Genomic DNA, 13,403 nt, shown 5'->3' on the forward strand with positions numbered 1-13,403 from the left:
TCATGCTCGTCATGCTCGCCTTCGCCATGATGGCGGTGATCCGGTATCGCGCCAATGACGTGACGCCCCAAAAAAGACCGCGGATGCCGACCATCAGGATTTAATCCGCTGGTCTATCCAGGAAGTCCGGCGCATCGCCACAAGGCTTGCCCAGCGTCGCATAAAGCCCGCCTACGTCATCGCGTGGTCATGCTGGAGGCGCGCCCATCAGGCTGCCGCTCGACGAGCGCATTTGAAGGCGAAAATGCAACTGTAATGTTAGGTGACGTTGACGCGGAACCGGTTACGCCGCCCGATCCAGAGAAGTAGGCCGTGGTCCGACCCCATCAAGGTTTTGTCCGGTTCCCGCGCGATGCGGCGCGCAACCAGCCATTCCTCCTCCAAAACGTAGTTAGGTATCCAAACTTCACAATCTGGGGACTGATAATTGGTCGTTACGATGGCCACCAAATTAGCTTGGGGTACCCCTGCAAACCGGTATGCACGTGACATTGGGATTCTACAGTTGGAATTCGCTGTCGGCGCGGTGAACCCGGCGGCAATTCGGTTTTATGAGCGAGAAGGCTTGATTGTAACGGGCAGAATTCCCGGCGGCTTTCTTCACGACGGCAAGGAAATCGACGACGCTATAATGGTGTGCCGCCTGATCTGATAGCCAGTTAACGCCTGACACTGCTGGTCACGATGCCATCGCGGCACTGAGCAAGCTTTATACGACGCCGCCCGAAGGGGGAAACCCCATTTGTTCATTGTGACCTGTAGTTTTGCAATGCGGAGCATTTTCCATGCGGTAGGCGAGCTGGGCCCGCGTCAGTCCAAGCATGCGAGCGGCGGCCGAAAGGTTTCCATGCGCCCGTTCCATAGCCGCCGCGTATAGCGCATGTTCCAGAGCGTTGAGGGAAAATCCTTCGGATTCCAGCAATTGATGGGGATGGATCGGCGCACCTCCGGGCTGATGGCTGTCGCTTGCCGAACTGCCGTTGAAGCGCGTCAGCTGAGCTTCGATCTGGGCAGCGGAAATCGTTGTGCTGTTGGTCTGAGTGTCGAGCGCGGCGATAAGGACGCTACGCATCTGGCGCAGATTTCCGGGCCAGAGTTCTGCCTCGATCAATTCCTCGGCCGCAGCTTCGAAGCAGGGAGGCTCCAGGTTCATTCGTGTTGCAAGCACCGGCAGCATGGAGCGCGCCAGCGCCACTCGCTCGCCTTCTCTTTCGGCCAGTGTCGGCATGCGAACGGTTATTGGGGAGAGTACCGAAAAAAGTTCCCTTAGAGGGCTTGGCGCGTCAGCCGCGCAGCGCTCGTCAGCCACTGCGACAATGCGAGGCCCGCCCGCCGCAATGCCTTCCTCGATTGCGCGGGCGAAGTGGGGCTGGATTTCGGCGGGTATCGTTTCGACAGAATCGATCAGAATGAGCTCACGGGAGGGTGTCCGGCGCGCTGTCTTTTCCGCACGCGCGACTTCGGTGCACAGCGCCAGGTCGACTTGCATCCCGACAATCCGTCGCGTGTCGTTTGCGGGAAATCCGGACATGCGGCGGAGATAGCGCGCTGCGCTGCCTCGCCCTGTACCCGGCATGCCAGTTATCAGGACGGGCAGGGCCATGGCTGCGATCCGATCAAGCTTCTCGAGCACCGGCATCAGGACGAGGCTCTCCATGCCGGATAGCGAAGCTTCCGTGACGCGCCCCGCGCTGCCGCGCAAGGGCGGTATGGGCCGGGTGTCGTCGGCGACGTCGATACGCTCGCGGAAAAGAACCACCTCGGGATCCTGGGCGCCCCAGCCGTCCGCCGGTTTGCCGACGACGCGGCAATGGCTGTGTCCCTGCGCCGCGCATTCCACCTCCTTATAGACGATCAGCGTGTCGAAAAACTCGCTGGCGTAGCCAGACGCGTAGCCAAGCTGCGTCCAGCATACTGGGTCGGAGGCAAGACGGGTCTTGCTGAACTCGGCGGCTTCGACACTGTCGTGCCAGAGGAATTCGGCAGAGAACCGCTTTTTGCGAAAATCATAGGAGTTGAAGACAGTTTCTACCCGCACGACGCCGCTGAAGGTGTGCAGTCGCGTGCCGGCCGTGAAGGCATCGCCCAAGTCGAGATTCGGCCAGCCGGTGCGCACGAAGCGCGCATCGGCGCGGCCGGACATGAAGCCCAGGCGCAGGAGGAAGACGCGCGCTTCCTTTTCGCCGAGAAGGCGTACGAGTTCCCGCCGCAGGTCCGAAAGGGCGGACGCCCGTTGCATGACGATGCGCGCGCCATTCAGCCGTATCGTTCCGTCGTTCGGGTTGAAGATCAGGCTGGAGAGAAGCTGCCGCACCGTCGGATCGCCGCCCCGGTCCAGCATTTTCGACGATTCTGCCAGTCCTTGCATCTGTCCCCCCTTGAGCCATGAGCGGTAGGCCACCCACAAGCGAATGCACGTTTTATCATTTCATGAAGTCGTTTTATCTTTTCAGTATGCGACCTCGCTGGCAAGTCCGGGGCAGGGGCGGTAAGAAAAAAGAATCCCGTTGGATTTCAGAGCTTTGGTTATGGCTCGCAAAACTTTCTCGACCGTCCCACAGGGGCGTTTGACAGGCGGTCCCGATTTCTTCTCCTAATGGAGCAATTCTGCTGCGCCGGGGAGGGCGAGGCAGAAAAGGAGGAGTTCGGGCGAAGGCTCGGGCATGCCGCCTTGGCGTTGCGGGGGGAAAAATGGCGAGTTTACAGGACATGTTCGACGTTCGTGGAAAGTCGGTCATCGTGACCGGCGGCGCGAGCGGCATAGGCCGTGCCTATGCGGAAGTGATGGCCGACAACGGAGGACGTGTCTGCATTTTCGATATGGATGCGGGCAATCTCGAGCGCGTTGTGCCGGAAATCGCCGCGCGCGGGCGTGAGGTCTGGGGCCAGGCCATCGACGTTTCAGACCGGCCCGCGATGGCGACCGCCTTCGATGCTGTGGCCGAGCGCCATGGGAGGATCGATGTGGTCTTTGCCAATGCCGGTATTGATGCGGGACCGGGCTTCCTGTCGACGACCGGCGAGCGGATCGAAGCTGGCGCCATCGATGTTCTCGACGATCATCACTGGGACCGGGTGATCGAGGTCAATCTTTCCTCCGTCTACACCACGGTCAAGCATGCCGCACGGCATATGAAGGGGACGGGCGGCGGCCGCATCATCGTCACCTCGTCCATCGCCGCCCAGATCAACGAGGCGATCGTTGGCACTCCCTATATGCCGGCCAAGGCCGGCGTCGATCACTTCGTGCGCCAGATGGCGATGGAACTGGGGCAGTTCGGCATTCTCATCAACTGCATCTCGCCCGGTCCGTTCATGACCAACATCGCCGGCGGCAGGCTCCAGATACCGGCCGACCGCCTGGCCTTCGAGCAGCAGTCCCTGATCGGACGGATCGGGCATCCAGAGGACATCAAGGGCCTCGCGCTCTACCTCGCCTCGCCCTGTTCGTCCTACGTGACGGGAAGCCAGATCGTCATCGACGGGGGCTCGATGCACCGGATCAAATGAATTGAATGTCGTCGGTCGCGGGAGGAGGAACCAGCGGCCGACGCTTGAACTCTAGAGGGAGGACATAAAATGGAACTGAAGAACAGTCTGCTCAGGCCTTCGCGCCGTACGGTGCTAAGGGGATTGGGTGCGGGCCTTGCTGCCTCCGCGCTCGGCGCGCCGATGATTGCCCGCGCGCAATCGGCTGGTACGATCAAGGTCGGCTTCGTCACGCCGGCGACCGGACCGCTCGCCCTTTTCGGCGAGACTGACGGCTGGGCACTCGAAAAGGTGAAGGAACAACTGAAGGGCGGCCTCGATACAGCCGCCGGCCGTTTCAACGTGGAATTCCTGCTCCGCGACAGCCAGTCCGATCCCAACAAGTCGGCGGAAGTAGCGGGCGATCTCATTCTGAACGAGGGCGTCCATCTCTTGCTGCCGGCCTCGACCACCGACACCGTCAGCCCTGCCGCTGACCAGGCGGAACTCAACGAATGCCCGTGCATTTCGACGGGCGCGCCCTGGCAGGCAATCATCTTCCCGCGCGGTGGCAAGGACAAGCCGTTCAAATGGACCTACCACTTTTTCTGGGGCCTGGATGAAGCGCTGAACACCTATGTCGGCCTGTGGAACACGCTGGACAGCAACCGCAAGGTCGGCATGCTGTTCCCGCAGAACGCCGACGGCGAGACCTGGGGGAACATGGACTACGGCCTGCCGGCACCGACCAAGAAGGCCGGTTTCGAGATCGTCGTTCCTGGCTTCTTCCAGCCGCGCACCAACGATTTTTCCGCGCAGATCACCGCTTTCAAAGAAGCTAACTGCGACATTATCGGCGGCATCGCCTATCCCGCCGACCTGAAGACCTTCGTCAACCAGTGCGCCCAGCAAGGCTACAAGCCAAAGGCGATCACGGTGGCGGCGGCGCTGCTCTTCTCCTCGGGCGTCGAAGCCATGGGCTCGCTCGGCGAGGGGATGTCGTCCGAGGTTTGGTGGACGCCGGCCTTTCCCTTCAAGTCGACACTGACCGGCCAGGTGAGCCGCGATCTCGCTGATCAGTGGGAAGCGGAAAAGAAGAAGCAGTGGACGCAGCCGCTCGGCTACAGCCACGCGATCCTCGAAGTCGCCATCGACGTTCTCAAGCGTTCGAAAAACCCGCTAGACCGCGCCGCCAATCTGGAGGCGATCATCGCCACCGACATGCACACGCTGATTGGTCCGGTCAAGTTTGCCGGCGGGCCGCATGCCAACGTAGCGACCTCGCCGATCTTCGGCGGGCAGTGGGTAAAGGGTGACAAGTGGCCCTACGACCTGAAGATCGTCGACAATACCGTCAACAAGCTCTTTCAGCCGGAACGCAAGATCGTGCCGCTGCCCTGGCGGACGGCCTGACCAAGGCCTCAACCCAAGACGAACCGACATGCCGGCCCGGCCCGATGCCTTCGGGCCGGGCCGGGCGGAAGGCGAATAGGAACGGGTGCGGATAAACCGCGCCACCGGCCGGAAAAGGCCGGGGTGGAGGAGCATGGCAAACGGCGTACTACTTGAAGCGCACGACCTGAGCAAATCGTTCGGGGCCCTCAAGGTTCTGCACGAGGTGAGCTTTTCGGTCGGGGCTGGCGAGGTTTTAGGGATTGTCGGGCCGAATGGCGCAGGCAAGACCACTTTATTCAATCTGATCAGCGGCGACTTGCGCGTCGATGGCGGCGAACTGGTTTTCGACGGGCAGCAGCTTGTCGGTCAGCCGCCTTATCGACGCTGCAAGATCGGCATCGGCCGGACCTACCAGATCCCGCGCCCCTATGTCGGCATGACGACCTTCGAGAACCTGCTCGTCGCAGCCTTCTTCGGTACAAGCGAAAGGCAGGCCGACAGCTACTCGCGCTGCGCCGAGATCCTCAAGGCTTGCGAGCTTTCCGACAAGGCCAACCGCTCGGCCGGATCGCTGACTTTGCTCGATCGCAAGCGGCTGGAGCTGGCGCGCGCGCTTGCCTCCTCGCCGAAACTGCTGCTCCTCGACGAGATCGCCGGCGGGCTCACCGACGAGGAGGGAAAGGCGCTGGTCGCGCTCATCCGGCGCATCCGCGACAGCGGCATCACAATCGTTTGGATCGAACACGTGCTGCATGCGCTGCTCGCCGTTGCCGACCGTATGATGGTGCTGAATTTCGGCGAGAAGATCGCCGAGGGCATGCCGGCCGACGTCATCAAGAGCCCGGAGGTGCGAAGGGTCTACATGGGGGTCGAAGCATGAGCGTTCCGCTTCTTTCCACACACGGGCTGGTCGCCCGCTACGGTGATTTCCAGGCCCTTTACGGCATCGACTTCGAGATTGCCGCCGGCGAGGTCGTCGCCCTGATCGGCGCCAACGGCGCCGGCAAGTCGACGCTGCTGAAATCGGTCATGGGCCTGCTTCGTGTTGCCCCCGACATGGTCAGGCTCGACGGCCGCCCGGTCGGTGGCTCCAAGCCGCACCGCATGGTCGCCGATGGCGTTGCCATCGTACCAGAAGGCCGGCGCCTCTTTGTCGGCATGTCGGTGATCGATAATCTGCGCGTCGCCATCGACCATGCCGGCAAACCCGCTGCCAATGGCTGGACGCTGGAACGCCTGTTCGCGCTCTTTCCAATCCTGAAGGAGAAACAGGCCGTGCCCGTGGAGTCGCTCTCGGGCGGTCAGCAGCAGATGGTGGCAATCGGCCGGGCGCTGCTCAGCCAGCCGCGCGTGCTCCTGTGCGACGAAATCAGCCTCGGCCTGGCGCCAAAGGTGGTCAAAGAAATCTATCAATCACTTCCGTCGATTTCGCAGGCCGGCACTGCAATCGTGCTGGTGGAGCAGGATGTCGGTCTCGCCCGCTCCTCGTCCAACCGGCTCTATTGCATGCTCGAAGGCCGCGTCAGCCTCACCGGCCGCTCGGCCGACATCTCGCGCGAGGCGATCGGCGAAGCTTATTTCGGAGGGACCCATGCAGTGGCTTGACGGGCTCGTCCAGGGCATTCTTCTCGGCGGCCTCTACGCCCAATACGCGCTCGGCATGGCGCTGATGTTCGGCGTCATGCGGGTCGTCAATATTACCCACGGTGATCTGGTGATCTTGCTTGCGCTGATCGGCATTAGCCTCGCCACCACCTTCTCGCTCGGGCCATGGTCGGTGCTGGTCATCCTCGTGGTGCTCGGCGCCGTTATCGGTGTGATCCTCCAGCGGCTGATCCTCAACCGTGTCGTCGGCGCCGATCCTCTGCCCTCGCTGATCGCCACCTTCGGCCTGTCGATCGCACTGCAGAACGCCATGCTGCAGATATGGTCGGCCGACACCCGTTCGCTGGCGGGCGGCGACATTGTTCACGCCTCATTCCAGGTCGGGCCGCTCTTCGTCGGCGTTTTGCCGGTGATCGTGCTTTTGACGGCGACGGTCCTGACCGGCGGCCTCGATGCGGCGCTGCGCTCGACGCGCTTCGGCCGGGCGCTGAGGGCGGCTTCGGCCGATGTGGAGGCCGCGGCGCTGACTGGGGTCAATCCGAAGACGGTCTATACCGGGGCAACGGCGATCGCCATAGCGATCCTCGGATTTGCCGCCGTCTTCCAGTCGCTGCGCTCGACCGTGGCACCGGCCGATGGCGCCTTCCAGCTGATCTACGCCTTCGAGGCGGTCATCATCGGCGGCATGGGCTCGATCTGGGGCGCCTTCCTCGGCGCCATGGCGCTCGGCGTCAGCCAGTCGGTCGGGTTCCGTGTCGATCCTGGCTTCGGCATCCTCGCCGGGCATCTCGTCTTTCTTGTCATCCTCGCCCTGCGTCCCCAGGGCTTCCTAGGAAAGGGTTGAAGCCGTGACCAACGCGTTCGCCGCTCCTTCGACCGAAACCATCCCGCAACCAACCGTGCGCGTGCAGCGCCAGACCCGGTCGAGTCTGATTGCGCTCGTCATCAGCATCGCGCTGCTCGCCGCTGTCGCTTCCATGCCGCTCTGGGCGAGCCAGGGGCTGATCCGCGACGTCGTCCAATTGTGCTGTTACATCACCGTGGCGCAGATGTGGAACCTGCTTGCCGGCTATGGCGGGCTTGTCTCCGTCGGCCAGCAGTCCTTCGTCGGCGTCGCCGCCTATGCGATGTTTATCATGGCACAGATCTGGGGTCTCAATCCCTTTCTCGCCGTCCCTCTGTCGGTGATCGCGCCGGCTATCCTTGCAGCGCTCAGTTACGGCCTGCTGCATCGTCTCGACGGTCCCTATTTCGCCATCGGCACCTGGGTCGTGGCGGAGGTGATGCGGCTAGCCACCTCTGTTTTCGGTTACGTCAATGCCGGCGCCGGCATGAGCCTGCGCGTCATGTCAAGCTATACGCCGACCGAACGTGCGGTCGGCATCTCCCTGCTGGCGGCCCTCATGCTGCTCGTTGCCGTCGGCGGCAGCTATCTGTTGCTGCGCTCGCGCTACGGCCTTGCGCTTGTTGCCATCCGCGACAACCCGGTTGCCGCTGCAAGCCAGGGGGTCAACGTCGGCCTCCTGAAGTTCCTGATCTGGGTAGCGGCTGCGGTCGGTACCGGCCTTGCCGGCGCCATCTATTTCATGGCGCAGCTGCGCATCACGCCGCCGGCCGCCTACAGCCCGACCTGGGCGAACGTGGCGATCTTCATTGTCATGGTCGGCGGGCTCGGATCGCTGGAAGGGGTGCTGATCGGCGCGCTCGTCTATTTCGTCGCCGACCGCTTGTTCGGCCAGTACGGCGCCACCTATCTGGTCGTGCTCGGCCTGCTCACCCTCATCATGGCGCTGTTTGCGCGCGGCGGTCTATGGGGGCTGATCCAGAAGGCAACCAACGCGTCTTGGTTCCCAACGCGACGCACGCTTCTGGAAGACCGGCAATGAGGGCGGCCCTGTTCGAGGCGGCCGGGCGGCCGCTCACCATCACGACGACCGGGGCGCCGCAGCCGGGTGCCGACGAGGTGCTGTTGCGGGTCGCCGCTTGTGGCATTTGCGGCTCCGACCTGCACATGACCGAGGACCCGAAGACCTTCGGGCTAACAAAAGGCGGCATCCTCGGCCACGAGATATCTGGCGAAGTCGTGGCCTTCGGCGGCGACGTCACGGACTTCAAATCCGGCGACAGGGTGGCGGTTGCACCAATGCGGGGCTGCGGCCATTGCGACAGCTGCCGCAATGGCGAGCCCGCCTGGTGCGTCGAGATGCGGCTGATCGGTGGCGGCTACGCGGATTTCGTTACCGTCGCCGCCCGGCAATGCCGGCGTCTGCCCGACGACCTGCCGACGGAGGAGGGCGCGCTTGCCGAACCCGTCGCCGTTGGCCTGCATGCAGTTGTGCGCTCGGGGTTGAAGCCCGGAGAGCGCGTGCTCATCCTCGGCGCCGGCCCAATCGGCCTGCTCGTCGCCTTCTGGGCGCGGCGGCTCGGCGCCACTCACGTCGTCGTCGCTGATCTCAACCGCCATCAGGCGGAACGCGCGGCCGAAATCGGAGCCACCGGCTTCGCGCTCTCAGGTCCGGGACTAGCGGAGGAGTTCCACGCGTCGACGGGTGGCGCACCCGACATCGTCTTCGAATGCGTCGGCAAGCGCGGGCTGATCGACGCGGCCTGTCGGCTGGTGCGCGTGCACGGCGCAGTGGTCGCAGTCGGGCTCTGCGTCGGCGGCGACGAATGGGATCCGTTTGCGGCGATTTCCAAGGAAATACAGGTGATCTTCGCCGTGTTCTTCACCATGGCGGAATTCGACATGGCGCTGCAGGCGCTCGGTCCGGGCCGCTACCGGCCGCAGGCACTGGTGACCGGCCGGATCGGTCTCACCGCGGTCCCCGACACATTCGAGGCACTGAGACGGCGCACCACGCAATGCAAGGTGTTGATTACGCCCGCGGGCGGCTGAAAAGCCTATTCGAGGAGGAATGGAATGGAATTCGAAACCCAGCGATACAACATCGACGGCGTCGACACCGCCGTGCGCGTTATCGGTCATGGCCCGGCAGTGGTCGCGCTGCATGGCGCCGCCACCATTGAGGGCACGGAGTGGGCACGCGGTATTGCCGATCGCTTCCGCGTCTACTTGCCGTATCACCCCGGCTTCGGCGACAGCGGCGAGGCGCCGCATATCGCCGGCATGCAGGATATCATCGTGCATAACCTGCATCTGGTTGCCGCCCTCGGCCTTCATCGGCCGCACCTTGTCGGTCACTCGATGGGCGGCTGGATGGCCACCGAGATGGCCGCCGTCGCCGGCGAGCGTTTCGGCAAACTGGTGTTGAACGCGCCCGCCGGTCTCAACGATCCCGACCATCCCGGCGCCGACCTGTCGGCAATCGGCCCGGAGGCACTCCCGAGCTACCTCGCGCACAAGGTCGATGTTGCGCTCCGCTATTTCCCGGGCGGGGCGGAATGCCGGCCGCTCGACGCCTTCCTCGCCGCTCGCGAGAAGGAGGGAGTTGCGCTCGGCAATATCCTGAAGGCGCACGGCATGGGCCATCCCAATCTTGGCCGCTGGCTGTCCCGCATCCCGAACGAAACGCTGATCGTCTGGGGCGAGAAGGACCGCATGCTGCCCGCTTCCCAGGCGCCAATCTGGCAGAAGCGCATTCCAAACGCCCGCACCTTCATAGTGCCGGGCGTCGGCCACTTCGCAGTGCAGGAGGACCCTCACGTGGTGGTCGCCATCGGCGATTTCCTCGCGGGCTGAACGGCTTGCAGCAAGATCAGACCTATTTTCAGGAGAAACAAAGATGAACGCACCTTTGAAACATGGCATCGGCTATTGGGGCACCAAGACGAAGCTCGCCGACCTTCTTGAGTATATCCACAAGATCGGCCCGGTCCTTCAGGAGAACGCCGTGGCCAGCGAAGAGCTGGGCAAGCTCAACGATGCCACTTTCGCGGCGCTGAAGCCGCTGCGCATGTCGCATATTTTTGCGACCGAAGAGCTCGGCGGCGCGCAGCTGTCGCCGACGCAGGGCCTTCAGCTGATCGAGGCGATCACCTATCAGAGCGGTGCTGCCGGCTGGGTATCGATGGTTCATGCCTGTATCGGCGCGATGTCCGCCGCCTTCCTCCCCGACACCGCGATTTCGCGCCTGTTCGGCAGCGACGCCGACAATCGCTTCTCCGGTCAGGGCACGCCAACCGGCATGCTGAAGAAGGTCGATGGCGGTTATCTGCTGAATGGCAAGTGGTCCTATGCGAGCGGCATCCATCACGCCACCTTTACCCACACGGCCGCCCTTTTGGACGACGGCAACGGTCAACCTGCCAAAGACGAGAACGGTAACGTCGTCGTCCTCTGCGCCCATGCGCCGGTAGGCGAGCACGGGCTTCTCGGCAATTGGAGCGTGCTCGGCCTGCAGGGCACAGGCAGCATCGACTACGACGCCAAGGATGTTTTCGTCGCCGACGACATGGTTTTCCCGATCATGACAGCCGAGCCGCAACGCCAGAAGGAATTCTTCAGCCTCGGTGTCGTCGGGCTCGCCGCCATCGGCCATTCGGGCTGGGCGATCGGCGCGTCCCGCCGCATGCTCGATGAGATGGCCAGGTTCGCCGTGACCAAGACCGGTCGTGCCGGCATGCTCGGGGAGAGTGACAAATTCTGGTTCGACTACGGCCGAGCGGAAGCCCGCGTGCGCGCCGCCCGCGCCTTTTTGTTCGAGGCCTGGCGCGATGTCGAGGCCTCGATCGAGGCGGGCGAGCGTGTGTCGACACGCCAGATCACCCTCGTGCACCTCGCCAAGTCGGAGGTGCATGAAGCCGGCGTCGATGCTTGCCACTTCGTCTATCGTGCAGCCGGCGGCGCGTCGCTGCGTGACGGTGTCATGCAGCGCACTTATCGCGAGATGCTGGTGGCCGCCAACCATTTTACCATCAACAACAACATCGTCGGGGCGGCTGGCCGCGAGATCGGCGGACTGTGGAGCGACCGCGTCTGGCAGTTTTACGATTTGGTCGAAAAGAAATGACGGTACGGCCAGAAACGCAAGGGGAAAGCCCTCCGGCGGCTTCGGGGAGCGGCAATGCCGGTGTGGCGGAGGCTTTCATGACGGCCTTCCGCCATCATCCTGCGGGCGTCGCCATCATCACCGCCGATTCCGGGGACGGGCCGGTGGCCTTGACGGTAAGCTCGCTGATCTCGGTCAGCGCATCGCCGCCGACGGTCGCCTTCTCGCTGTCCGACCATTCCTCGAGTGCCGGCGCGGTGCGTCGGTCGGAAACGGTGGTCGTCCATTTCGTGCGTCGCCGAGACATGGAGCTTGCTCGGCTCTGCGCGACCCCCGGCAAGGAACGCTTCGGCCCGAATGTTCGCTGGGCGCGGCTCGAAGGCGGCGAACCGTACTATCCCGAGGTCGGCTTGTGGTTCCGGGCGGCGATCCGTGGGCTGTTTCCGGTTCCTGGCGCCAGTCTAGTCGCCGCAGAACTTCTGGAGGCCTCGCCGGATCCTCCCACCGCCTTCCGCGATGACGCCCTCATCTATGCCAACCGAGCCTGGCACGGACTGAAGCCGATCGCCGACGCCGGCCGGGCACCGCTCTTGTTGTGGCCGGACGATTCGGCGACATTCTAGGGCTATCGCATACTAGCGAGGAGCTCGGTAAGGAACTGGTCATCCCATCCGGCCCTTTTGATCTTGCGTCGGATGGATGCCTTGTCGGGATCGAGCCTGATGAGGTTGAGGGCGATGTTGCGTAAGGTTGCGAGGGTCTGCGGGCGTGATCCTTGCGACTTCCCGCCTTCTCCGAAGTCGGCCATGTCCGAAAAACGACGTGAAGCCTTCCATCAAGGTCTCCTGAAGCCAAAGTTTGAGGACCTCTGAAGAATCTTTTTTCCTCGCATATTCAACCCCGTAAAAGCCATATGCGATTCTCCTGCCCCTTGCGGGGAGGAGCCTCTCCCTCATGCGCGTTGCCGCACGCTTAAGCCTCACCCTTCCGCTCGCGCTCGGCCATGAACGGACCATGCGCCCACTGGATGTCGCGCTCATGCTTCTCGATCGCCCGGCGTAGTTCCGAAAATTCCCGCCGCAGGTGGCCCATGAACTTACGGCCGGCCGGGTTGGAGTAGGGCTTCTTCTTGGTCATGATGCCAAGCGCCCGTTCCGGCTGAGGAATGGCGAGCGGAATGACGCTGATCTTGTTTTCCCGGCGGAAGGAATGGGCGACCGACAGTGGCAGGATCGTTAGCGCGTCGGTGCCCCTCAGATAGTTGAGTACGCTGAGCAGCGAGCCGCCGGCATAGCGGATAGAGACCTCCTCCAGCCCGAGCGTGAGCAGGATATTGTGCAGGTCGAGCACCAGCGGCGAGCCGGGCAGCGGCGCCACCCAGGGATAGTTGACGATGTCTTCCGTCGCCAGATTGCGCTTGCGCATCAGCGGGTGACCAGTGCCACAAGCGAGCACGTTGCGAGCCGGCAGCAGCGGCTCGAATTGCTGATCCACCATCAGGTCGTTCGAACCCGTGGGTGTTACGGCCACGTCGATCTGGCCGGACTCCAGCTCGCTGACGAGATCGGAATAGTTGCCATAGGACTGGTGCACCATGATGCCCGGCTCGTCTCGCTGGAAGGAAGCGATCATCGGCGAGACGACCGCATCCATGAAGAAGGGTACGCCGCCGATCCGCACCCGGCCGGACGAGCCCGACTTGAAGCTGCGGATGATCTCCATTGCCTTGCGCGAAGAGGCGAGAATGGCCTTGCCTTGCAGGCCCAACTGCTCGCCGAGCGGCGTCGGCTGCATCGGCCGGCGGCCGGAGACGAACAGCGGCTCGCCGATGCGTTTCTCGAGAATCGAGATGGTCCGCGACACAGCCGACTGGGTCATGCCCAGCATGGCGGCCGCTTCGGTGACACCACCCGTCTCGATGACGGCGGCAAGCTGCACGAGATGATGCTCCACAAGCTTCATAGCAGAATGCTATAGTATTTATGA

Annotated in this window: 12 protein-coding genes and 1 pseudogene; 11 read left to right on the plus strand and 2 right to left on the minus strand. The window is 63.3% G+C overall.

The features are described from left to right. Positions 1–478: 478 nt before the first annotated feature. Positions 479–652 (plus strand): annotated as a pseudogene (locus QD409_RS29060) (GNAT family N-acetyltransferase); the annotation flags it as partial. A gap of 57 nt (positions 653–709) precedes the next feature. Here the strand turns inward: QD409_RS29060 and QD409_RS29065 are convergent. Beyond that, positions 710–2,368: a XylR N-terminal domain-containing protein gene (locus QD409_RS29065; protein WP_430764348.1), complete on the minus strand. Its 1,659-nt coding sequence runs from the start codon at positions 2,366–2,368 to the stop codon at positions 710–712. A gap of 323 nt (positions 2,369–2,691) precedes the next feature. On the opposite strand from QD409_RS29065, the gene QD409_RS29070 reads away from it, so the two are divergent. The 10 genes from QD409_RS29070 (at position 2,692) to QD409_RS29115 (ending at position 12,040) form a co-directional block, all read left to right on the plus strand. After that, positions 2,692–3,510, plus strand: coding sequence for an SDR family NAD(P)-dependent oxidoreductase (locus QD409_RS29070; RefSeq protein WP_430764349.1), 819 nt, complete (start codon positions 2,692–2,694; stop codon positions 3,508–3,510). A gap of 69 nt (positions 3,511–3,579) precedes the next feature. Next, the gene (locus QD409_RS29075; protein ID WP_430764350.1) at positions 3,580–4,881 is read left to right on the plus strand and encodes an ABC transporter substrate-binding protein; all 1,302 of its coding nucleotides are present in this window, start codon (positions 3,580–3,582) and stop codon (positions 4,879–4,881) included. Between the two features lie 133 nt (positions 4,882–5,014). Beyond that, positions 5,015–5,743, plus strand: a complete 729-nt coding sequence (locus QD409_RS29080) for an ABC transporter ATP-binding protein (protein ID WP_430764351.1) — start codon at positions 5,015–5,017, stop codon at positions 5,741–5,743. Further along, positions 5,740–6,468, plus strand: coding sequence for an ABC transporter ATP-binding protein (locus QD409_RS29085; RefSeq protein WP_430764352.1), 729 nt, complete (start codon positions 5,740–5,742; stop codon positions 6,466–6,468). Before QD409_RS29080 ends, QD409_RS29085 begins: the two co-directional genes overlap by 4 nt. After that, a complete protein-coding gene (locus QD409_RS29090) occupies positions 6,455–7,312 on the plus strand; it encodes a branched-chain amino acid ABC transporter permease (protein WP_430764353.1) in 858 nt (285 codons plus the stop codon). Before QD409_RS29085 ends, QD409_RS29090 begins: the two co-directional genes overlap by 14 nt. A 4-nt stretch (positions 7,313–7,316) precedes the next feature. Beyond that, positions 7,317–8,354: a branched-chain amino acid ABC transporter permease gene (locus QD409_RS29095; protein ID WP_430764354.1), complete on the plus strand. Its 1,038-nt coding sequence runs from the start codon at positions 7,317–7,319 to the stop codon at positions 8,352–8,354. Then, the gene (locus QD409_RS29100) at positions 8,351–9,364 is read left to right on the plus strand and encodes a zinc-dependent alcohol dehydrogenase (protein WP_430764355.1); all 1,014 of its coding nucleotides are present in this window, start codon (positions 8,351–8,353) and stop codon (positions 9,362–9,364) included. Before QD409_RS29095 ends, QD409_RS29100 begins: the two co-directional genes overlap by 4 nt. Before the next feature lie 24 nt (positions 9,365–9,388). Continuing rightward, on the plus strand, positions 9,389–10,168 hold the full coding sequence (locus QD409_RS29105; RefSeq protein ID WP_430764356.1) for an alpha/beta fold hydrolase: 780 nt from the start codon (positions 9,389–9,391) through the stop codon (positions 10,166–10,168). 43 nt (positions 10,169–10,211) lie between these two features. Then, positions 10,212–11,438: an acyl-CoA dehydrogenase family protein gene (locus QD409_RS29110; protein WP_430764357.1), complete on the plus strand. Its 1,227-nt coding sequence runs from the start codon at positions 10,212–10,214 to the stop codon at positions 11,436–11,438. 77 nt (positions 11,439–11,515) lie between these two features. Further along, the gene (locus tag QD409_RS29115; protein WP_430764358.1) at positions 11,516–12,040 is read left to right on the plus strand and encodes a flavin reductase family protein; all 525 of its coding nucleotides are present in this window, start codon (positions 11,516–11,518) and stop codon (positions 12,038–12,040) included. Positions 12,041–12,389: 349 nt separating this feature from the next. Here the strand turns inward: QD409_RS29115 and QD409_RS29120 are convergent, their stop codons facing one another. Further along, positions 12,390–13,379 carry a LysR family transcriptional regulator gene (locus QD409_RS29120; RefSeq protein WP_430764359.1) on the minus strand — a complete coding sequence of 330 codons (990 nt, stop codon included), beginning with the start codon at positions 13,377–13,379 and terminating at the stop codon, positions 12,390–12,392. Between the last annotated feature and the right edge of the window lie 24 nt (positions 13,380–13,403).

Source organism: Rhizobium sp. BR 315, assembly GCF_050577975.1.
Classification (GTDB): domain Bacteria; phylum Pseudomonadota; class Alphaproteobacteria; order Rhizobiales; family Rhizobiaceae; genus Rhizobium; species Rhizobium miluonense.